This window comes from Desulfosarcina variabilis str. Montpellier (genome assembly GCF_048565275.1).
In the GTDB taxonomy this organism is placed as follows: Bacteria; Desulfobacterota; Desulfobacteria; order Desulfobacterales; family Desulfosarcinaceae; genus Desulfosarcina; species Desulfosarcina variabilis.
Map to the genome: position 1 here is coordinate 4,485,542 of NZ_CP159846.1, position 22,163 is coordinate 4,507,704.

16 protein-coding genes are annotated in these 22,163 nt (G+C 53.7%); 9 read left to right on the forward strand and 7 right to left on the reverse strand.

Features of this window, described 5'->3' with window-relative positions; all coding sequences use genetic code 11:
* Nucleotides 1-111: 111 nt before the first annotated feature.
* Nucleotides 112-462, forward strand: coding sequence for a hypothetical protein (locus tag Dvar_RS20200; protein ID WP_419663768.1), 351 nt, complete (start codon nucleotides 112-114; stop codon nucleotides 460-462).
* 95 nt (nucleotides 463-557) lie between these two features.
* On the opposite strand, the gene Dvar_RS20205 is transcribed toward Dvar_RS20200, so the two are convergent.
* The 3 genes from Dvar_RS20205 to Dvar_RS20215 form a co-directional block, all read right to left on the reverse strand.
* Nucleotides 558-953, reverse strand: coding sequence for an RES family NAD+ phosphorylase (locus Dvar_RS20205; RefSeq protein WP_419663769.1), 396 nt, complete (start codon nucleotides 951-953; stop codon nucleotides 558-560).
* Nucleotides 954-1,030: 77 nt separating this feature from the next.
* On the reverse strand, nucleotides 1,031-1,744 hold the full coding sequence (locus Dvar_RS20210; protein ID WP_419663770.1) for a fumarylacetoacetate hydrolase family protein: 714 nt from the start codon (nucleotides 1,742-1,744) through the stop codon (nucleotides 1,031-1,033).
* A complete protein-coding gene (locus tag Dvar_RS20215; RefSeq protein WP_419663771.1) occupies nucleotides 1,741-8,739 on the reverse strand; it encodes an SDR family NAD(P)-dependent oxidoreductase in 6,999 nt (2,332 codons plus the stop codon). The genes Dvar_RS20210 and Dvar_RS20215 overlap by 4 nt, the downstream gene beginning before the upstream one ends.
* Before the next feature lie 209 nt (nucleotides 8,740-8,948).
* Here Dvar_RS20215 and Dvar_RS20220 point away from each other — a divergent pair, with 209 nt between their 5' ends.
* Nucleotides 8,949-9,530 carry a hypothetical protein gene (locus Dvar_RS20220; protein WP_419663772.1) on the forward strand — a complete coding sequence of 194 codons (582 nt, stop codon included), beginning with the start codon at nucleotides 8,949-8,951 and terminating at the stop codon, nucleotides 9,528-9,530.
* A 7-nt stretch (nucleotides 9,531-9,537) separates the two neighbouring features.
* Here Dvar_RS20220 and Dvar_RS20225 read toward each other — a convergent pair whose 3' ends face one another.
* From Dvar_RS20225 to Dvar_RS20240, 4 genes are all read right to left on the reverse strand, one after another.
* The gene (locus tag Dvar_RS20225) at nucleotides 9,538-11,193 is read right to left on the reverse strand and encodes a PfaD family polyunsaturated fatty acid/polyketide biosynthesis protein (protein ID WP_419663773.1); all 1,656 of its coding nucleotides are present in this window, start codon (nucleotides 11,191-11,193) and stop codon (nucleotides 9,538-9,540) included.
* A 158-nt stretch (nucleotides 11,194-11,351) separates the two neighbouring features.
* A complete protein-coding gene (locus Dvar_RS20230; RefSeq protein ID WP_419663774.1) occupies nucleotides 11,352-12,134 on the reverse strand; it encodes an HD domain-containing protein in 783 nt (260 codons plus the stop codon).
* A 93-nt stretch (nucleotides 12,135-12,227) separates the two neighbouring features.
* Nucleotides 12,228-13,133 (reverse strand): site-specific tyrosine recombinase XerD, encoded by a 906-nt coding sequence (gene xerD, locus Dvar_RS20235; protein ID WP_419663775.1) that lies wholly within the window; start codon nucleotides 13,131-13,133, stop codon nucleotides 12,228-12,230.
* A gap of 6 nt (nucleotides 13,134-13,139) precedes the next feature.
* Entirely contained in the window at nucleotides 13,140-14,270 is a 1,131-nt protein-coding gene (locus Dvar_RS20240; RefSeq protein ID WP_419663776.1) for a M24 family metallopeptidase, read from the reverse strand.
* A 180-nt stretch (nucleotides 14,271-14,450) separates the two neighbouring features.
* On the opposite strand from Dvar_RS20240, the gene Dvar_RS20245 reads away from it, so the two are divergent.
* From Dvar_RS20245 to Dvar_RS20275, 7 genes are all read left to right on the forward strand, one after another.
* Nucleotides 14,451-14,834, forward strand: coding sequence for a thioesterase, FlK family (locus Dvar_RS20245; RefSeq protein WP_419663777.1), 384 nt, complete (start codon nucleotides 14,451-14,453; stop codon nucleotides 14,832-14,834).
* Between the two features lie 22 nt (nucleotides 14,835-14,856).
* Entirely contained in the window at nucleotides 14,857-15,513 is a 657-nt protein-coding gene (gene elbB, locus Dvar_RS20250) for an isoprenoid biosynthesis glyoxalase ElbB (protein WP_419663778.1), read from the forward strand.
* Nucleotides 15,514-15,687: 174 nt separating this feature from the next.
* On the forward strand, nucleotides 15,688-17,865 hold the full coding sequence (locus Dvar_RS20255; protein WP_419663779.1) for an aldehyde ferredoxin oxidoreductase N-terminal domain-containing protein: 2,178 nt from the start codon (nucleotides 15,688-15,690) through the stop codon (nucleotides 17,863-17,865).
* Nucleotides 17,866-18,031: 166 nt separating this feature from the next.
* Nucleotides 18,032-19,273, forward strand: coding sequence for an iron-containing alcohol dehydrogenase (locus Dvar_RS20260; protein ID WP_419663780.1), 1,242 nt, complete (start codon nucleotides 18,032-18,034; stop codon nucleotides 19,271-19,273).
* An 82-nt stretch (nucleotides 19,274-19,355) separates the two neighbouring features.
* Nucleotides 19,356-20,618: an iron-containing alcohol dehydrogenase gene (locus Dvar_RS20265; RefSeq protein WP_419663781.1), complete on the forward strand. Its 1,263-nt coding sequence runs from the start codon at nucleotides 19,356-19,358 to the stop codon at nucleotides 20,616-20,618.
* The gene (gene gpt, locus Dvar_RS20270) at nucleotides 20,615-21,112 is read left to right on the forward strand and encodes a xanthine phosphoribosyltransferase (RefSeq protein ID WP_419663782.1); all 498 of its coding nucleotides are present in this window, start codon (nucleotides 20,615-20,617) and stop codon (nucleotides 21,110-21,112) included. Before Dvar_RS20265 ends, gpt begins: the two co-directional genes overlap by 4 nt.
* 38 nt (nucleotides 21,113-21,150) lie before the next feature.
* Entirely contained in the window at nucleotides 21,151-22,107 is a 957-nt protein-coding gene (locus tag Dvar_RS20275) for a DUF3192 domain-containing protein (protein ID WP_419663783.1), read from the forward strand.
* The last annotated feature ends 56 nt before the right edge of the window (nucleotides 22,108-22,163 follow it).

Consider the following 22,163-nt stretch of genomic DNA (forward strand, 5'->3'; position numbering starts at 1 on the left):
CTCAACACATCAATGTTTTATTATCGAGAGTCATTTGACTGATCGATATGGCAGGCAGATTAATTCAGCGATGGCTGAATGAGACTCTGTTTCTATTGAAGGAGGTTGAAATTGTTTAAAATTGCAAGGTATGTAATCCTGCTCTTAACGCTGACCATTGTCATGGCGCTTCCTGCCTGGGCCGAGAAAGATGTTGAAGGTTCCAAAGACCTATCCATAAATGGCAGCTATTTCAGCGCCGAAAATGCCGATCAGCTGTCTGATGCACTGCAACAATCCGTGCAGGCGCAATACGATGAATTGGATGATTCAGGAAGCATTATCGGCCAAGGGTGTGTCGATGGTGCGGTGATTTCGCTTCCTTCAGGCGCTTACCAGGTGCGGATGAATGATGCGCATCACCGTCTGGTAAAAGTGGAAATAAAACCTGAACAAACCAGTGAAGTTGTAGTTGATATTTAATTCCCAGGTTTCGATCCAAACGAATCCCTCTCATTCTCCTCCTTGTTTACTCATCGATACAGTTCATGGCCGTGATGGTATTCACGGAAGCCTCCTCAAAACAGAAAGTGATTTCCATCAATCGTTGTTGTGATCTGATCGTCACGGTAAACATCGATTGACATGGATTTTAGATTCAAACGATAAACCAGCTGTTCAAGCAATTCCGGATTTGACAGACAGGACCCATTGAAAATCGCCAAGTTCTTGCCGTCTGATTGGCGAGCCGAAGGGCAAAGCAAGCCGGGATGCCGTTCATATCTGATCCTTTTGCCGATTTGTTGGGTGAAGTGATAGTTGCTTGAGTCTGTCAGTTGGGGAAAAAATTTCCGATCTCGTGTAAAATCAATCAGGATCGCGGTACAGCTCACCTTGCAAACAAGACGTCGCCGAACAACTTCATTATAACGACCTGCAAGATTTCTCTCTTCCTTGATCAATTCTTCGGACACCTTGATCTCGACCCAATTCGCCTATTTCTGGACAGACACTATGCAGGATCGAAAATGAAACCCTCCGATTCACCAAATCAGCGGGTTTCGTCGATGACCGTATTCTTCAACACACCGATATTCTCGATTTCAACTTCGACGGTGTCCCCATGGGAAAGGGGCCCCACACCGGACGGTGTGCCGGTGAGGATGATGTCACCGGGCATCAGGGTGAAATTCTTGGAGACAAAGGCGATGATCTGGGGAATCGTGAAAATCATCTGGCTGGTGTTGGCCTCCTGGACCGTTTTGCCGTTCAATCGACAGCAAATGGCCAGGTTCTGCGGGTCGGGAAGGTCTTCGGCCAGCGCCACTTGCGGGCCGATGGGGCCAAACGTATCGAAGGATTTTCCGCGAAACCACCCAGCACGATCACCATTTTGAATGTTGCGCTGGCTGACATCGTTCATGCAGGTGTACCCGAAAACATGATTCAGGGCATCGTTTTCGGCCACGTCCTTGCAGCGGTCAGCGATGATCAGGGCCAGTTCGGCCTCATAGTCGGTGCGCGGGTTCTTAAACCCGTAGTCCTTGATAAACCGTGGGATCACAATTTTTTCTTCCGGGCCGATCAGCACATTGGTGGTTTTGGGAAAAAGCAGCGGCTCGCTGGGAATTTCATCGGTGAATCCCTTGACTTTCACCGAGACGCTTTCCGCAATATGTTCCCTGTAGTTAAGGCCCAGGGCGATCAACTTGGTCGGGTTGACGGTGTAAGTATCCTGACGATTTTTAATGGGCAGATTGATCATGGCTGATCCCCCTTGAATAGGCTTGGCAGTCCATTGTTTTTGAATGCATGCATCAGTGAATCATCAATGATGGCCTCATAACCGGAAAGCGTGGCCACCACCTGATCATCGTGATCAAGAAAGGTGAAATCCGCCACCATTTTGCGATGGCTCTGGGCGGTTACAGTCATCACCGCCTTGGCACCGTCACTGGGAAACGTCGACCGATACTGGCGATACGTGCGCGCATAACTGGGCAGGCACACCTTGCCGGTTTGTTCAAAACACCAGACAATGGCCATCTGAAAGGCCCCGTCAAGCACCATGGGGTCAGCCATCCAGTGTTCCTGGATGGGATCCTGCATCCATACCTCGGGCTTTGGCGCGGCAACCAGTTTGGCGGTCATGCCGTGATCCGAATACTCATTGATGGCTTCAATGGCCCGTAGACGATCACCATGAAACAGGATGTCACCATAGATGGCGCTTACCTGCCGCGGGTAGGGCCGACTACCGTTTTTGCCGTTGCCGGTAAACGGCGGCGCATCGGGAAAGTGATCCACCAACAGGGCTTTGGCCCGGGAGTGAATAACATCTTTGCCGTTTTTGACGCCGTTGCGTAGCTCCACGTCAACCTGCCAGACGTCACCGGATCGTTTGGGTTTGCTGGCCATGAGCCGCACCAGTTTTCCAGACTGATCGACTCGGATGCCGCTGAGCAGACGAAAATCATCCAGGCCGTGCAGGGCATAGCCTGGGTTTTCCTTGAGTGCGCCGTGACCGATCCATTCGCTGATCAGGGCAAAGGGAACCACCGGCCTGCCGCCAATGACATGCGATTCAAGCACGGGATAACGATGAAGATCCAATTCACGACGCTCCAACAATGCCATGGATGCTTCGGATGAGGCCTCGATGTTGGCGGCTTCGTCGGTCAGCATGCTACCGATCAAGACTTCGATGGGGCTTGGATCGGCATTGGCCATCTCGGCTACCAGCATGGCTGCACCGATATCCAGTGGAATCAGGCTGATGTCCATCTTGGCAAAGGCGTTTTTGAGAGACGGGGTAACCATGCCGCCATCCCAGGGTCCCCAGTTGATGGCGGTCACCCGGCAGTCCGGCCGGCGCATGGATTCAATGTGGGCCAGCTTGTTGAGGACTTCATTGGCCATGGCATAGTCGCACTGACCCGTGTTCCCCGTCCTTGCGCTGACCGAGGAGAACAAGACCAGATGGCCAAGCGGGTCTGATTCCAGGGCGTTCAATACGTTTATCAGCCCATCAACCTTGGTGGCGTAGACCTGGCGAAACTGATGAATGGATTTATCGGCGATCAACCGGTCGTGAAGCACGCCGGCACCGTGAATCAGGCCGGTAATGGGCCCCATCTGACTCCTGATAGTGGTAAGGCTCGAGGCGATACTTTTTGCATCGGTCACATCGGCGCTGAAATAAGCGGCATTGACCCCGGCCTTCTGGAGCATATCCAGGGTCCGATTGATATCCATATTGGCTATTTGCCTGCGATATTCGGATTCCAGTTCTTTTGGTGTGGGCGGGTTGCCCCCAAAGGCGTGTTTGATGATCCGTTTTTTCATGGCGCCTTCGCCGTCGACAGCCTGCAGCCAGTCGGGTATCGGTTCAGGCCGGGCGCTGCGGCCAATCAGCGCCAGAGACGCACCGTTAGCCTGTCTGGCCAGGGCCAGGGCACAGGCGGCGGTGACCCCGCGTGCCCCACCGGTGATAACGATAACATCCTTTGGGCCTAAGTGGAGGGGGCCTTCGGCCACTTCTGCCGGTACCGGACAGAGGATCGTGCGATCGTCAGGTCCCAGACCGATCTCGACGGGGTCATGTGGCGCCACGGTCAGCAGTTCGTCAACGGCCTGCGCTGCTGCTACATCCGCGTTCTCAAAGGCAGGGGCCAGGTCAATAGCCCGGCAGACCACATCCTGCCATTCCAGGGCGGCGGTTTTGACCAGTCCCGGAAGCGCGCCCTGCATGGGATTTTCAAGGGAATTGCCGGCAAATCCAAACGCTCCATCAAGGCAGGTGAGGCAGGCAAACAGCGCATCACCTGTTTTAGAGGTTTGCGTTAACTCATCGGCGGCGTGTTTGGCCGCCAGAAAGGCGGATTCAGGTGGTGTCATGGGGCAAAGGATCAGCCCCGCGATACCCTTGAATCCTTGTGTTTGCTCAACGATATCCATGGCAATGGATTGCGCATCGATCCCTTTGGCCTGCAGCTGTTTGACCATGGCCGGCGCATATGCGCTGCCATCATCAATCACAAGGATTTTGCGTCCGTTTTCAATGTGCAGCGGCCGGCCCGGTGCTTTCGGCATTGATCGGACGTCAACGATTTGACGCGGTATCGTTGTCGATACCGGCTGGGGGGCGGCGTCCGTTGGCGTTGGTTTCTCTTCCGTGACCGGAGATGGCGCGGGCTGATTGCTCCCGGCCAGAAACTCACAGATCTGTCCGAGGGTTTTCAGGGTGCCGACCATGTCGGGGGTAACCTGCGGGAGATGGGGCATTTTCTCTTCCATGGCGGAGAGAATTTCAACACGCTTGATGGAATCAATGCCAAGGTCGGCTTCGATGTCCATTTCCAGCCCCAGCATTTCCACCGGATAACCGGTCAGGTCGGCCACAATTCCCAAAAGCGTATCCTGGATCACTCCGGATTCAGCCGTTGCTGTTGTTGTTGGCGCTGCCTGGGGTATGGTCTGTGTTGCCGCAGGTAGAGAGGGCGATTGCCCCTGGGCCAGAAACTCACAGATCTGTCCGAGGGTTTTCAGGGTGCCGACCATGTCGGGGGTAACCTGGGGCAGATGGGGCATTTTCTCTTCCATGGCGGAGAGAATTTCAACACGCTTGATGGAATCGATGCCAAGGTCGGCTTCGATGTCCATTTCCAGCCCCAGCATTTCCACTGGATAGCCGGTCAGCTCGGCCACAATTGCTAACAAGGCATCCTGGATTGCTCCGGATTCAGCCGTTGCCGCGCCTGTTGGCGCGGCCTGGGGTATGGCCTGTGTTGCCGCCGGTAGAGACGTCGATTGCCCCTGGGCCAGAAAATTGCAGATCTGTCCGAGGGTTTTCAGGGTGCCGACCATGTCGGGGGTAACCTGGGGCAGATGGGGCATTTTTTCTTCCATGGCGGAGAGAATTTCAACACGCTTGATGGAATCAATGCCAAGGTCGGCTTCGATGTCCATTTTCAGCCCCAGCATTTCCACCGGATAGCCGGTCAGCTCGGCCACAATTGCTAACAAGGCATCCTGGATCGCTCCGGATTCAGCCGTTGCTGCGGCTGTTGGCGCGGCCTGGGGCATGGTCTGTGTTGCCGCTGGTGCGGGCGCCGATTGCCCCTGGGCCAGGAATTTGCAGATCTGTCCGAGGGTTTTCAATGTGCCGACCATGTCGGGGGTAACCTGGGGCAGGTGGGGCATTTTCTCTTCCATGGCGGAGAGAATTTCAACACGCTTGATGGAATCAATGCCAAGGTCGGCTTCGATGTCCATTTCCAGCCCCAGCATTTCCACTGGATAGCCGGTCAGCTCGGAGACGATTTCCAGCAGGGCCGCGGATACGGAAGCGGACGCCTCGGTGGATTGAGACGGTGCCGGTGCCGCTGGTTCGATGGATGGTGCGACCGGGGCAACTGGTTCAGGAGGCGCAGGGGCCACGGGGGGAGGTGAGGCTGCCGTATCAGGCATGGGCGCCGGCTTCTGCACAGGGGGCGGTGGCGTTTGTAGGGGGGCCACCGGTTGTGGCGTTGCCGAAGGCACAGCCATCCGGGGGACCGGCATGCCTGTCAGCGATCCCACGAGAACCTGGGTACTCTTCATCATTTCCTGAAGGGTACGGCTGGCCTGGGACTGGGTTTCCAGAAATTTCTGGTGAGCCTGGGCTGTCTGCTGCTGCAGGGCCTGAATCGATTCCAACCCTTTTTGAACGACCGATAAGGCCGTGTTCATGTCGGTCGTTGGTGGCGCTGAATTCATCTGTTGACCAGTGACCGGCACCTGGGAGGATGGGGGTGTGATTGATTGCATCGGTTTAGGTGGTTCCATCGTTTGGGGCCGAGGCACCATGGTTGCAGATGGCGAGGCAGCCGCCTGCACGGTTGTCGGCGCAATGGTCTTTTCCTTCTCTATCTTAGTGGGTTCGGGTTTCGGCTTGGGTGCTCGGGGAGCCCGGTAATTGGCTCCGCATAAGGGGACAACCATTTTAGGTGTACGCTCATGCGGTGATTTCTGTTCCCACCGGGTAAGGTCCACATCTGCGCCAAGGGCGGCCAGTTGGCCGATGGCGTGGGCCAGGTCCAGAATACCGGCGGTTTTACCGGAAGATCGGTCCAGGGCAATGGTTACCATATCCGTGTCACTCAAAATGGATCGAACCAGACCGCACAGCACTGATTTGGGCCCGACTTCGATGAAGGTGCGTACCCCGCTATCGTAAAGATGCTGAATCATTTGTTGAAATTGAACCGGCGAGATCATTTGATGGCTCAGGACATCAACAATCGCCTGGGGCTCGGTCGGGTAGGGGGCGGCGGTAAAATTGGCGTATACCGGTATGCAAGAGGGGGTAAAACGGCTGGCGGCCACGGCCTTGGCAAAGGGCGTGGCCGCACTTTCGACAAGGGGACTGTGGAATGCAGCGGCTACCGGCAGCACTACGCTGCGAAGCCCTTTTTGATCGCATGCGGCCTTGACCGCTTCAATGACATCCGACGGCCCGGAGAGCACACGCTGATCAGGGCTGTTGATGTTGGCCAATACCAGCCGAGGATAATCCGCTAAAAGTTCCGACAATGCATCTGTACCCGCCTTGACGGCCAACATGGTTCCGGCATCGGTGTCTTTACCGGCCTGGGCCATCAACGATCCTCGGGTGGCGCTTAATTGTAAGAGCGTGTCCCGATCGATCCATCCGGCGGCATAAAGGGCCGGCAGTTCTCCATAGCTGTGACCACAGGTGGCATCCGGTCGCAGACCGAAATAGTCCAGTGCCGCCAACATGGCCAGGCTGATCGTGCCGATGGCCGGCTGAGCGACATCGGTCTGGCGCAGTGCTTCGGTTTGTCTTTGTTGCTGATCGTTACTGCCGGCCGGTTGCGGGAAAAGCCGTTGCCATAAAGTGGGCTGGCCTTCCACTGTACGATTGGCGGCTTCACAGGCTGCCATGGCGTCGGGAAACATGCACACCAAATCCCGTCCCATGTAAAGGTATTGGCTGCCTTGGCCCGGAAACATGAAGGCCACTTTACCCATGGATTGGGCAGGGGTGGCAAAATAGATGCCTTGAACAGGCAGTGTTGCCGGTTTACCGGATCCCACGCAGGTAACAGCCTCCTTGAGTTGCTTTTTCAGGATGTCTTTGGACGTCGTGGTTTGCAGCACCAAAACCAACCGAAAAGCATGTGTGGACTTAAATTTCGCCCGCAAGTCCCGCGCAATACGGTTAAATGACAATGGTTCGGGTGAATCATCCAATGAATCCAACATCCTTTGAACGGCGTCGGTCACGGCCGAGGCTGTGGGGCCTGAAAAGGCCAGAATTTCAACCGATCCATCCCAGGCAACGTCGGATTTGGTGGCTTGGTATTCTTCGAGTACCACGTGAAAATTGCTGCCGCCAAAGCCGAAAGAACTGACCCCGCAGCGCCGTGGCGTCTCGGATTCATTCAACCATGGCCGGGCAATGGTGTTGAGGTAAAAGGGGCTGGCTTCGATATCTAGTTTGGGATCGGGTGGATCCGCCTTGATGGTGGGGGGCAAGACCTTATGGTGCAGCGCCAGAGATGCCTTGATCAGACCGGCGGCACCGGCGGCGGCCTTGGTGTGGCCGATCATCGACTTGACCGATCCCAGTGCACACGGAGTTGTAGGGTTACAATATTGACCAAACACACGTTTCAGGGCGGTGAATTCAACCTCATCGCCGACACGGGTTCCGGTACCATGGGCCTCTATAAGGGATACTGTATCAGGCGTGATATCGGCCTGACGATAGGCGTCGACCAGGGCGCGTGCCTGGCCTTCCACACGGGGGGCGTAAATGCTCTGGGATTTGCCATCACTGGATGAACCGATAGCTCGAATGACAGCGTAAACCCGGTCATTGTCCCGCTTCGCATCGTCAAGGCGTTTGAGAACCATCAGCCCGATGCCTTCCCCAAGAACCGTACCATCGGCATTGGCGGAAAAGGGCCTGGCATCACCGCTATGGGACAGCACACCGGTTTTGGAAAAGCACATATGCATAAAAATATCGTTGATCGTATCCACTCCGCCGGTGATCACCATGTTGCTCTTTCCACTGACCAATTCCATAAGCGATAGATGGAGAGCGCTCAAACTGCTGGCACAGGCCGCGTCCACGACACAGTTGGTACCCCCCAGGTTTAAGCGGCTGCAGATCCGGCCGGCGACCACGTTGCCAAGCAAGCCCGGGAATGAATTTTCCTGCCAAGGTACATACTCCGCACCGATGTCTTTAACGATAGCATTCACTTGTTCGTCACCAAGACCGTTGTCGACCATGGCGCGGCGCCACAAGGGATGGCCCAGGCGGGAGCCCAGTGAAATGACCAGTTCCTGAGTGCCGGTAACCCCGATGATAACCGAGGTGTGCTCCCGGTCGAAATCGCGGCCGTCGCCGTAACCCGCATCGGCCAGCGCCATTTTGGCACCCACCAGGCCCAATAGCTGTGACGTATCCGTAGCTTCCAATGCCGTTGGCGGAATCCCAAATTCGGTCGGATCAAAGGCGATGGTAGGCAGAAACCCACCCCGGTTGCAGTAGATGTGGTCCGGCTTTTTGGGGTCGCAATCAAAATAGTCGTTCAACTGGCGGTGGGATGCCGGTGGATCACCAATGCGATCCACACCTTTTAAAATCGTGTGCCAGTAAGCTTTCAGATCATGGGAGCCCGCAAACATGCCCCCCATACCGATGATAGCGATTGGAATTTGAGAAAAATTTTTGTTTGATGTCATGGCCAGATCGTCGTTTGGATTATGGTAGTCCTTCAATATTTTGGCTATTTTTGATCAGATACGAATTCGGCTGTATCAAACTGCCGTCAAAACAGCCATATGGCAAAATCAAAGCGCCAATATAATCCATTAAAGCTGAAATTTCAAGGGATTGACAAATAGTCTGGTGCTTGTTAGGTAGGTATAACAACCTAACAGGTCTTTAAACGATGATTCATTACTTTACCAATCGGGAAATTGCCGAAAAACTTGACATTAATCTTGCCCGCTGGAAACGCTGGTCCAGGTCATTTTTACCGCCTGATCCACTTGGCGGTCTGCAATCCGGATACGCCAGGCAGTATGTGTTCAAAGATTTATTCAAGGTGTATCTGGGGGGCTATTTGGTATCCCATCTGAAGCTATCGGTTACCGATGCGCAGACCGTGCTCGCGGATTTGTCACCGTGGTTGAAAAAAAAAGGGTTTCTCGAACTCAACGGCTCGGTTGAAAGGGTTAAGGAAAATGTTGGATGTGAACATCCTTACCAGATATTCCTGCGTACGGTCACCGTGGCCAGTGGGAAAAAAACGTCCGCTTTTGGATATTTAATCCACAAAATCATTGATCTTCAGCCGATGGCGGCAAGCTCGCGGCATATCAATCAAACCGTTGAAGAGACCATTCTTGGCTGCGACATTCCCGATGGATCGACCTTTTTGATGGCACCGGATGTGTATATAATCAATCTTAGTGCCTTGTTTTATGACCTGATTGAACGATTGACCATAACTGATCAAAGCAACTGTTAACGGCTTGTCAACCCGGTGGCAAAATCAGCTGCCGGATGCGTGATTCAGAGATGGGGGCCAGCCACCCCATTGTTGATGGAGCGGGGATTCCCTGGCTTTTCAGGTCGTTGATGCGAGACATCACGGCCGCGCCGTACAAAAGGTTGAAGGCCACGGTTACCGTGCGGCGATTTTCAGGGTTTTCCATAGTGGACCCCCTGACCCATTCGTTAAATGCGCCCATGGCCGGTCCGCACCAGATCTGATAGTCGATGGCTCGATCGGCAAGACCGCTTTTGGCCCACAACGACGCACGGCCCAGATAGGAACGGAAAACCAGTGCCATTTTGTGCTTGGGGTCCGTTTCCGCCCGCTGGACCTGGGATGGATCCCGCTGCATGAAAAATGCGCGGGTGTTTTCCCATTCCTTCTCGAAGGTACCCTTGAGCAGCGTTTCTTCTACCATTTTGCGCTGGTTTGGCGGAACATCTTCGAACCGCTCATAGGTGCTATAGATTTCATAAAGCTTGTGACCGCGCATGGAGAACATGGTTCCGCGTTTGAGCACCTGAACTTTGACACCCATTTCAAACATGTCTGCCGCCGGTGCCATAGTGACATCCGCCTGACGGGCCTCGGCAAGCATTTTTTTTACCAATGCGGATGTGTCGGCCTCCACGCAGGACTGGTTGACGGATCCGGTAAGGATATAGGCCGCGCCCATGGCAAAGGCGGCGGCAGCCGACATGGGTGTGGCGATACCGCCGGCCAGTCCGACCCGCAATGGGATCGGGTAGGCGAACTGCGCAGCAATTTCATCGCGCAGGGCCGTCATCGTAGGAAACAGGGACAGGGCCGGGCGATTGTCGGTGTGGCCACCCGAGTCGGCCTCGGCGGTCAGGTCCTGGGCCATGGGAATCTGGCGGGCCAGGTCTGCCTGATCGGCGGTGATTTTGCCTTGTTGGAGCAACACCCGAAGATATTTTTCGGGTGGAGGGGAAAAAAATTTGCGGGCCACCTCTTCACGGGAGACTTTGGCCACCACACGGTTGGGACAGACGATGCCGCCGTTAGGATCGCGGTGGATGCCGTGAATACGGTACTGGACCAAGGCCGGGGTCAAGTCCAGGAAAGCGGATGCGGAAATCAGCGTGACGTTTTTGGCAATGTACAGCTCAACTGTTTTTTGTTCCAGATCCGGGTCATTGGGACTGTGAATCAGATTGAAACCAAAGGGCAGGGGACCGGAAAAGCCCTGAAGGGTATCGATGGCCGCTTCAATCTGCTCGAGAGATAGGCCGCCGGCACCGAAAAAACCAATCATTCCCGCTCTTCCGGCAGCCTCGACCATAGCGGTCGAGGTGATGCCATTGGCCATGGCGCCGCACACATAGGCATATTTCAATCCATGATCCGCTTTGAAGCCGGGATCACCCAAGGATTCCAGGCCAAGGGCAGGCGCCCACCCTATCAGTGGATAATTCTCGCCACTGACCGACACGGATGAGCCGATGGTTGCCGTGCCATCCTGGGCAACCCCCAAATGGCCGTCCACATCCACAATGTAAACGGGAAGCGAAAGATCAGCCAGGGACTCGCAAAACGCTTTGTTGCCGGTTCGGGGAAGATGATTGTCGGGAACCCACTGGCCACGGGGGATCAAGGTCGAGGGGGAATGGGGCATATTATCTCGCTCTTTTCCAATAATCGTCTGTAATTGTTTGTGAAAGAAAAATGACCGGAAACTCCATTAGCCAACCTGCTCCCGTCTGTCAACCCATTCAACCTTTAAGGGAACCAGATCGCCGCGTTTGGCTTCCTTTCAACAGGGAACCTTTTTAATCATTCGCAGACAGGCCTTTCAAGCGCTGCCATGACGGTGGCCACTGCCTGCTTGATGGCGTCGTCAACAGGCAGTGTGCCGGCAATGGCGGCAAGGTGACCCCGCTTGCGGGCCAGGACGGCACTGACCGGAAAATGAAGCCCGAACACCCAGCTGAGTTGAAATAATTTATAATCATTGATGTTTTTTATGTTTTTAAACCGTGCCGTGCGTTTTTCAAGGATGGCCTCGATCATTTTGGGGTCCCAACCGGGTTGATCGACAAAGTGCTGAACCATGACAGGATTACGATCTTTGTCATTTTGAAAATATTCAGCAAACACCTTCCAGATGTCCAGCTTGTCTGCATCGCGAATTAAACGCATGAACAGCATGGAAGGGGAGCCGTTGTTATCGGGCAGCGCAGGGACGTTATGAAATCGGATGGCATCGATGATGATGGTTCGTTCAATGTCCGGCAGGGATTCCAGGACGTTGAGCTGGGTCAGAACATCAATTCCCTTTTTCGCATGATTTACCGAATGGCTGTCATGAAAAGTTTGATAACAACGATATTGTTCAAATCGGCCGACATCGTGAAATAGGGCAATCGCTTCAGCCAGATGGATCTTTGCTTTGTCAAGCGAAAGGCTGACCGCCAGTTCACGGATATTTTCGCGGACTCTTGCCGTGTGGTCGATTTTAAGCGTCAGCGGAGCGTCGACTTTTGCATTGCCGGATAAAAAGGACTGGGTGTAGTCGTCAAACCAGGCGCTCAGACGATTTAACGTATCAATTTGCATTTTTTTGGTTTCGATTCTATGGGGAACGCTACTATTCACCGATGATTCGGTACAGCAGCAGTATTGGGATTATTATTGGATTTATTCCAACGGTTAGCCACGCGGGTGATATTTTTTATGGGCATCCAAGAGTTGCCTTTGCGCCACATGGGTGTAAATTTGAGTCGTCGAAATATCAGCATGGCCCAGCATCATCTGGACGGCGCGCAAATCCGCTCCGCCCTCGAGCAAATGCGTGGCAAACGAATGCCTCAGGCTATGGGGCGTCACCCGCTTTTTCAAGCCCGCCCGTCGGCCATAGCGACCGACCAGATTCCAGAAACTCTGGCGGGTCATGGCACTGCCCCGGCGGGTAACAAACAAATATGAACTGGAACGGTTGCCGAGCAGCAATGGCCGTGAATTTTCCAGATACGTTTGAATCGCATCCATGGCCATGCGGCCTACCGGAACCAACCGTTCCTTTGACCCTTTTCCAAAAACACGTACAAAACCCGCCTCCAGGTTGATACCGGTCATTTCAAGCCCGATCAGTTCCGACACCCGTAATCCGGCACCATAGAGCAGCTCCAGCATGGCGGCATCCCGCACGCCTTCAAGTTTGTTTCGATCCGGCGCGGCGATCAGGGCTTCCACATCCGCCACCGATAATACATCGGGCAATTGCAGTCCGGTTTTGGGCAGGTCAATCTGTGCGGCAGGACTGCTGCCGATGATTTTTTCCTGGGTCAGAAATTTGAAAAATCCCCTTAAGGTGACCAGATGGCGGGCCCGTGAGCGTGCGCTCAGGCCTCGATTGCGAAGGTGAATCAAGTAGCTTAAAATCGTCCCCCGGTCAATATCCGCAACCCGTACAATTTTCTGCTCTTCCAAGAACAGGCCGAATTGCATCAGATCGGTACTGTAGGCGGCAATGGTTTTCCGGCTGAGTCCCTTCTCCAGGCTCAGGAATGCTTGATGCTGGTCGACACGGTTGAGAAAGTCCGTTGGTTGAGACATAAACAATTAGACGTCAAGCTTAGGGTTGAAGGGGGTGGACGCATTGAGCACCTGGGCATGGTCCTTGCGCACAACAACTTGATTTTCCATACGAATGCCACCCCACTCCGGAAGGTAAATCCCGGGCTCAACGGTGACGATCATTCCGGATTCCAGACGTTGATCCTTGATTGGACTCAGCCGCGGGCTTTCGTGAACCGCCAATCCGGTACCATGGCCCAGGCCATGGCCGAATTTACCGGCAAAACCGTTTTGGTCGATATGGTCTCTGGCAATTTTATCGACCTGTGTGCCGCTGATGCCGGCGGCAATGGCGGCAATGGCCATATCGCGCGCCTCGACAACCGTTTTAAATACCTTGTTAAACGGATCGACCGGGCGTCCCATGACCACCGTGCGTGTCGTGTCTGAGCAGTAGTCGTGAAAACGTGCGCCCCAGTCAATCAGGATCGGTTCACCACGCTTCAGCTTACGGTCCGTCGGAATTGCATGAGGCAGGGCACTGTTGGGCCCTGAGGCGACAATAACAGGAAATGAAAGCCCTTGGGCACCCATTTCCCGCATGGTTTTTTCCATGGCCCAGGCCACCTGCTTTTCCGTCATCCCCGGACAAAGCGTGGACAGGACTTGGTCAAACGCCTTTTCCGCAAGCCGCAGGGCCTCAATGGTGTGACCGATTTCTTCTTCGGACTTGATTTGGCGAAGATTTTCAACCAGGTCGACGGTTGGCACGAGAGTTACCGGGGGACCGGCCTGGTCCAGGGACTTGGTGATGGTCGCAAAATTCTTGTGGGACAGGCGTACACTTTCAAAGCCCAAGCGCCGGATGCCCAGTGGGCCTAAAATGTCTGGTAACTCCTGATCCAATCCCTTTTTATAGCAAACGATATCGTAGCCGGAAGCCTCGTCTCTAGCCTGTAATTCAAAACGGCTATCGGTGGCCAGAATTAAATCCTTATCGCTAATGATCAGCACACCGGCCGATTCATCAAACTGGGTATCCTCACCGGTAAACCCGCTCAGGTAGAATCGGTTTTCCTGAACAGACACCATTAGTGCGTCCAGGTTGTTTGGGGACAAAGCGTTTCTAATAGCCTTAATCCGTTGTGAGATAATTGCGTTCAATTGATTCTCCATTTTGGGGTGATCAGTTTCTTTATTGATCTGATGTTGACAATCGATGCAATGGATTGACAGCCTCAGGCCCTTTTTATTATGCTTAAGCTTACATTTCAAGCCACGCCATCGCGATTCAACTTTTTTAATGCGTATTCAACTGAGGAGAAACCACTTCCTTATTATCATGTGGAGGTCACCGTGAATATCAATACCCATAGACAAATCGATCATGCACTGTGCGGAAAACCGCTGATGGTAGAAGATGGACAAAGTCGTGTTGAGATGGTGACAACAGCATCCATGGCCGCCGATGAGAAAGGATTGGTACACGGTGGGTTTATTTTTGGTGCGGCCGATTATGCCGCCATGATCGCCGTCAATCATCCACATGTGGTTCTGGGTGCCTCGGATGTGAAATTTCTCAAACCCGTGCGAGTGGGCGAAACGGTTACGGCCAAGGCACGGGTTCAAGAGGTCAAAGGTAAAAAATACTGGGTGTCGGTCAGCGTTTTAAGGGCGGACGAGGAGATCTTTCAGGGAATGTTTACCTGTTTTGTGCTGGATAAGCACGTATTGGATTAATATTCGAAAGGATAATCATTTCATGGCAAAAAAAATCGGTGTGTTGTTATCAGGTTGCGGTGTGTTTGACGGGGCGGAGATCCACGAGGCCGTGCTCACCCTCTTGTTCCTGGATCGAGCGGGTGCGTCGGTGGTTTGCATGGCACCGGATATGGACCAATTGCATGTAATCAATCATTTAACCCAAAAAGAAATGGACGAGAAGCGCAATGTGCTGGTGGAGTCCGCGCGTATCGCCAGGGGAGAGATTCAGGATGTTGCTTCGATTGGCACCGATGATATCGATGCGCTGATCATTCCCGGTGGATTCGGGGCGGCAAAAAATCTGAGCGATTTTGCGGTAAACGGACCGGACGCAACCGTGCATCCCGACGTCGCACGTCTGCTTTCGGAAATGGCGGACCGCGCCAAGCCCATTGGTGCCGTTTGCATTGCACCGGCAACCCTTGTTTGTGCATTGGGCAAAAAGTCCCCTCAGGTAACCATCGGAAATGATATGGGCACAGCGGCGGCCATTGAAACCATGGGCGGGGCACATACGGTTTGCAGTGTTGACGACATTTGTGTTGACGAAAAGAACCGCATCATTACCACACCGGCATACATGCTCGGCCCCGGCATCAAGGATGTGGCCATGGGCATCGAGAAACTGGTCGACAAAGTCCTTTCGCTTTGTTAGCCGTTTACGGCCAATAACGATCCGTGCCGGATTGACACTTCCTTATCGCGCCGGTCTATCCATCGGCCGGCCAAAAAATTGAAAACACGCCGTTAGCGTGCAGGGTCGCCATACCAAGCTGGTACCCTGTACGTTAACGACCGCCAGCCACGGAAAAATTGTGGGCGCCTCCCCATGAAACCAATCGTTGGAACCAGTAACTGCATAGTCGATGTCAACCTGTCGACAGGCGCCGTGACCCGTTTCCAGGTCAGTCAAGAAGAACGTCAACTGTATCTGGGGGGCAAAGGCCTGGGCCTTGCCTTGCTCAATCAACGCATGGATCGGGGGATTAATCCGTTGGGGGCAGAGAACATCTTGGCCTTTGTGATGAGTGTCTTCATGGGGACAGACGCCCCGTGCAGCGATACATTCTCGGCGGTAACGAAATCGCCTTTGACCGGGCTCATGCTGCATTCAGCGTGTGAAGGGCCGTTTGGCGTGGCATGTAAGACCGCCGGTTACGATGGTGTGCTGGTCCGTGGCCGGGCCTCTGGGCCGGTGGTCATTGTTATCGATCCAAACCAAGTTCGCATCGAGGATGGATCGGTGCTGTGGGGACTTGATATCCATGACGCCCAGCAACGGATGGCCCTCGATGGCAAGGCCGGTGCAGTGACCATTGGACCGGCGGGAGAGAACCAGGTTAGGATCGCCAATGCCGCCTCCGGGGATTGCTATTTCGGGCGTGGCGGCCTGGGGGCGGTGATGGGGTCAAAGAATCTGAAAGCCATCCTCGCCCGGGGCGATGCCTATAGCATTGTTCCGGCAAATCCCAAACAGTTTGCCAAAACCCGGGCAAGCACCCGGATATCCAATTGCAAGACCGAGTTAAATTCTGACGATTGTCACTGTCTCGGTATGTTGGAACCTGACCAGATCAATTTTTTTAATGCGCATTGCAAACGGTTGGGACTGGATTGTGTCTCTGCTGCAGCGGTGTTGGCATGGTGCCGGCGAGCTGCTGAAAACGGGCTGATTGACACCACCATTAAGGTTGATACCCCCGGTGGCATTGCCTTCGTTTTAGAAAGCATGGCTTATCGTCAGGAATTCGGCGATCAGATGGCCAGCGGCGTGCATGATCTGGCATCCCAATATGGGGGCGGGGAATTTGCCTTTCAAGTCAAAGGGCTGGAGATTGCCGAGCGTAACACTCAAAAAAGCTGGGGCCAGGGACTTGCCTATGCCGTGGCCAACGGGGGAGACTGTCAAGTGGCTGACGCGATGGCTGCCCTTGAAGTCGAACTGGGAGTGCTCAATCCATATTCGCTCCACGGCAAAGCGGGTTGGGTAAAATTCTTTGAAGATTTTTACCAGGCGCTTACCGCGATGGTCAGTTGCCCCCAATCCATATCCGCCCACCTATTGGAATCGCCGATTATCAAATACACGCCCAACTGGCTGCTCAAGGGATTGATGTATTATCCATGGGTTGCTGCGCCAATCGTCATGGATGCCGGCGTATATGCCAAACCCTGGCGCTTAGTCACTGGTTTGAAACTGAATCGGTGGCAGATGCTTAAAACCGGTGCCCGTATTCACGTGCTGGAGCGGGCCATGAACAATGGCGAAGGTATTTCCCGCAAAGACGATACCCTGCCCAAATGGTTTTCAGCGCTGGGGCATACAAATGAAAACAAACCCCCTGCGGCATGGCTGCCACCCATGATAGATGCCTATTATCGGCTACGGGGATATGATCTGCGCGGCATTCCGCGTTCACCAACACTCAAACGGCTGGACATTTCATTAAAACAGCCCCTGACGGGCGATTCCCGGTTGGCCAATTTCAAGATGGCATCGCCCGGCCCTTGCCGAATGAAACGCTTGTACCTGTCCCTTATGTTTTGGTTCATGGGGCGCGCCATTGAGGCGGCGTTCAAAATGGATCTGCAGGTGCGCCAGCTGTTTGAATCCGTTTCAAGTGGGATGACCTTTGCGTTATGCGTCGCTCCGGATGGGCCGGCCATGGTTGTGGCGAAGGATAAAAAAGGAAAGGTGAGATACCTTGACGCCAACATCAGCGATCGGCATATCGATTTGACCTTGACCATTAAAAATATCGAAGCAGCGATGTTGCTGTTCACTTTTCGGGAAGCCATTGCTACCGCTATCGCTCGCGATCGATTGATCGTTTCTGGAGACATCCCAACGGCCAGTATTGTTGTTCGTGTTCTTGAACGGGTGGAAGTCTATTTGCTGCCCAAAGCCCTGGCAATATTATCTGTCCGACGCTATCCAGAGCTGAGGCCACTGCGTAAAATGGTGGTGCGGGGGATGATCTACCTGAGGGCATTGGCAGGCATTTAGATAGTGCCCATCCACGAATGGCTAATTTGCCCGATATCGGCGTTGCACGAAAAATTTTATCCTCGGAATATCAACCATATACCTGTGGTAAAATTTTTCGGGCGCCTTGATCTCGACCAAATTTTCCTATTCGTTGATAGACACTATACAGGCTCAAACATTACAGATGGGCCAATCATTTGTTGCCTGCACCCTTGGCATTCATTCGACTAACCATGTGCTTTGGGGCGATCCGGATTGGGGCTGGCCCCAGCGGGAGCGGTTAATGTATTTTTCAGAAGACTTTTCCTATCAATGCCCGCTTAAAATCAATTGCGGCAGTCACGCGTTGGCCGGACTGCCATCGGAGTTGACGGCGTATGATGTGAATCACCCGTTTATTTTGGTAAGCCGCCATCAGATCAAAGCAAAACCAATTCAAACGGTCGTTGATGCCTTTCGATCTTTCGGGATGACGGTCGCCATGTATGATCAGATCCCCGATCAAATGGAACCGAATTTACTGCCGATGCTTTTGACGCTTTACCAGGATGGGGGCTGTGACAGCCTGATTGCAATCGGTGGTAACGCTGTGGTGGATGCCGCCAAATGTCTGAATGTGCTGGTCGCCGTAAATGCTCGGAGCAAAAAGATAGGAACGACGCCAGGCGAAGGTGGTGCAGACGCACTGACTCCATTATTCCTGGTCGCCACCCCCGGTGGAAATGGGTATGAGGCAACCCACTGGGCCAATGACACAAGCGGGTTGTTATGCGCCGCCCGTTTAATGCCCAGTGTGGCTTTCATTGATCCCGTGATGATGGAAGGGCGCCAGCGCGATGTGGTAAACGGCGGATTAATTGGTTTGGCCCATGCTGTGGAAGCATTTCTCGACGATGCCGCCGGCCCCCTGGCCCGTGCCCATGCCCATACGGCAATCAGCTTGATGATGCATTATTTGCCCATGGCCGTCGGTGGAGACGAATATCCGCAAAGCCTGAGCGGCGTGGTATGCGGGCAGATCGTTGCCGGATGTGCCTTTTCCGCCGCGTCGCCAGGTGTCTGCCACACCCTGGCCAACCATCTTGCGGCCTATACGGAGTTGCCGAAAGGCTATTTGATGGCCCTCTTTTTGCCTTACCGACTCGCTGAAACCAGTCGACAGGATGCTGATCAGGTGGGGCAATTGTTGTATCCAATGGTTGGGGCACAGGACTTTGCACTGACGGCCCGGACGCTTCAAGCCCCGCGCGCGATAGCGATATTATGGGAATTGTATGATGCCTTGAACCAAACGCTGACCGTTCGTATTCCAATCCGCTTAAAAAAGGCCGGGCTGACGGATGACCAACTCAAAAAGGCCCAGGGCCAACTGATGACGGCGTCGGCAGAAAATGCGCTGGTCAATATTTTCAGCCGCGCCATCTAATGCCGGCCTACGACTGTTGAGCCCGTCGCTAAAATCGTGAGACCGTTTCAGGCCGTTGTGAACCTGATAAAAGGAACCCGCCATGCACCTTCCGGGCTATTTCGAGTTTTGCTGCCCTGTTCAAATTATCGCCGGCCACCGGGCCATAGACAACCTTCCTGCATTGCTAAAAAAACGGCATGTCAGAAAACCCATGCTCGTCACGGATCAAGGCGTGGTGGGGGCACGCTTGGTGGATGTTGTGACCGCAGCCATATCACAAAGCGTTGCCATTGGTCAGGTGGTGGATGATATTCCGTCCGATCCGGATTTGGAAACCGTTCGCCGAATTGCCCGATGCTACCGCGAAAACGACTGTGACGGCTTGGTCGCCGTGGGCGGGGGATCGGTGATGGATGCCGCCAAAGGGGCGAACCTGCTTGTGTCCGAGAAAAAAGATGATCTGCTCTGGCTTGCCGGTTCCGGTCATCTTAAAAGGCCCCTGCGGCCCCTTTTTACCATTCCGACTACGGCCGGTACCGGATCGGAAGTGACCCAGGTGGCGGTGATTACCGATCATGATCGCCATGTGAAGCTTCCCTTTGCCTCTCGCTACCTAATGCCCGATGCTGCCGTGCTGGATTCGCGCATGACGTTGACCTTACCACCGCCCGTTACCGCGGCCACTGCCATGGATGCCCTGACCCATGCCATCGAAGCCTTTACCTGTCTGGCCAAGAACCCCATCAGTGATGCCCATGCGTTGTTCGCAATTGAACTAATAAGAGAAAATCTTATTGCCGTGTTAAACGATGCGGACAATGCCAAGGGGCGTCTGGCGCTTGCCGTTGCTGCCAGCCTCGCCGGCGTGGCATTTTCCAATTCCATGGTGGGCCTGGTTCACGCCTTGGGCCATGCCACCGGTGCCGTTTGCGGGGTACCCCACGGCAATTGCATGGCGGTTTTGCTTCCGTACGGCCTGGAGTACAATATGCACAAAAACGGTCATCTAACCGCTCAGCTGCTGCTGCCTTTGGCCGGGCCAAGGATAGTGGCGCAGACACCGACCCATTTACGGGCCAGGCAGGTGATCTCGGTTATTCGAAGGATGAATCAATCTCTGCACCGGATTACCAACGGGCAGCATGCCCGTTGGTTCAGTGAAATAACAGGGGCTGACGGTCTTTGCCAGGTTCCTATTGAGAAAATTGATGATATTGCCGATATTGCCATGAGAGATGGCGCACTGCTCTATAATCCGGAAGAACTCGATCATGATGATTTAGTTATGGTGATGTCAAATGCATGGTCAGGTACCCCGCTTGATATGGGCCGGATAAAAAAAGGAAAGCTTCAGATCAGATGAAAAAAGAAACATCCAACACTTACAACCGGACTTATCCGATTTCATGGGAACAGCTCCAACGCGACGCGCGTGCCTTGTCCTGGCGGTTGGTTGATAAGGGACCCTGGAAGGGCATCATTGCTATCACGCGAGGAGGGTTGGTACCGGCGGCGATTATTGCCCGAGAACTGGATATTCGGCTGGTTGACACGGTTTGTATTGCAAGTTACGCTGAACGGGATAGGGGAAACATCAAGGTTTTAAAATCAAAGGACGGCGATGGTGAAGGGTGGTTGCTGGTGGATGATCTGGTGGATACCGGCAAAACCGCTCAAGTGGTCCGCGAAATGATTCCCAAAGCCCACTTTGCCACGGTGTACGCAAAGCCTGCCGGCCGGCCGCTGGTGGATACGTTCATGACCGAATTCAGTCAGGATACATGGATCCTTTTTCCATGGGATTCTGAAATTCAGTTTGTACAGCCCATTGCAGGACAAGGTGCTCAGGAGTCGTAACCCTGTTTTGCCTATCATCAACCAAGGAGGTCCATGCAATGCGATTTAAGCTAATTGTTTTCATCGCTTTTTTTGCGTTGGTCGGCTGTGCGCACCTGGAAGTCGACCAAAAAAGCGAGGCACTTTCACTAATCAATCGTGGTGATTCCCAGGTGGACGTTTTTCGGATCGTGGGCGAGCCGGATATCAGACATGATATCAGCAAACAACGTATGATCGTGTTTTACCAGACCCAATCGAAACCCTCGGATGATGCGCCGCTTACTACAGATTTATGTACACCGGTGGCAATTGAAAACGGCAAGGTGGTGGCCATTGGCGAGGACCTGACCGAGCAGTGGACCCGGGAAGAAGAAGCAAAGCAAAAGCAGATGGAAATGGCTGCCCGGCAAAGACAGATAAATGAAGACGCACGTGCTGCACGCCAGCTAGCCAAGGCCAAACGTCAAGAAGAGATCCATGCCCTTGAAGAAAAAGTCAAGCCGGTCCCCACGTCAAATGCCGCACTTAACTTGAAACTTTACCGGCAACTGCGTGAACTGGATCCCTTAAATGCCCGCTACCAGCAAAAAGTGACGTTTTACGAAGCGCGTTTGGCCCAGCAGGAAAAAACGCGGGAGCAACGTGAGCGAAAAAGAGAAAAAGCGCGGCAACTGGCAGACTGGGAGAAGGGCCGCGAAGACCGAAATGTCAAACTGCGACAATACAGCGGCAATGGCATCGCTGAAATGGCCATTCATGACATGGGCAGTGGCTCACTTTACGTTTGGGTAAAAAATGTCAGCCGCCAGATTATTACCACTCACCCGGACTATTTTACCTTGATCGACACCGATAGCAATGAAATGCAGTGTAATATCAGCGAAAGTCTGGATAGCGTCTTGGAACCGGGCAGTATTTCCCATGGCCGCATCGAATACGACGAAGCCATTATCCCCAAGGAATTGATTTTTGAGAACCGGGAGTCTGGCCGGATCAGCAAGCCATTTGATTAGCCAACCGGTTTCTCATGTTGCCCGCTTCTTCCTGGCGCGGCAAGCGATTTACATTT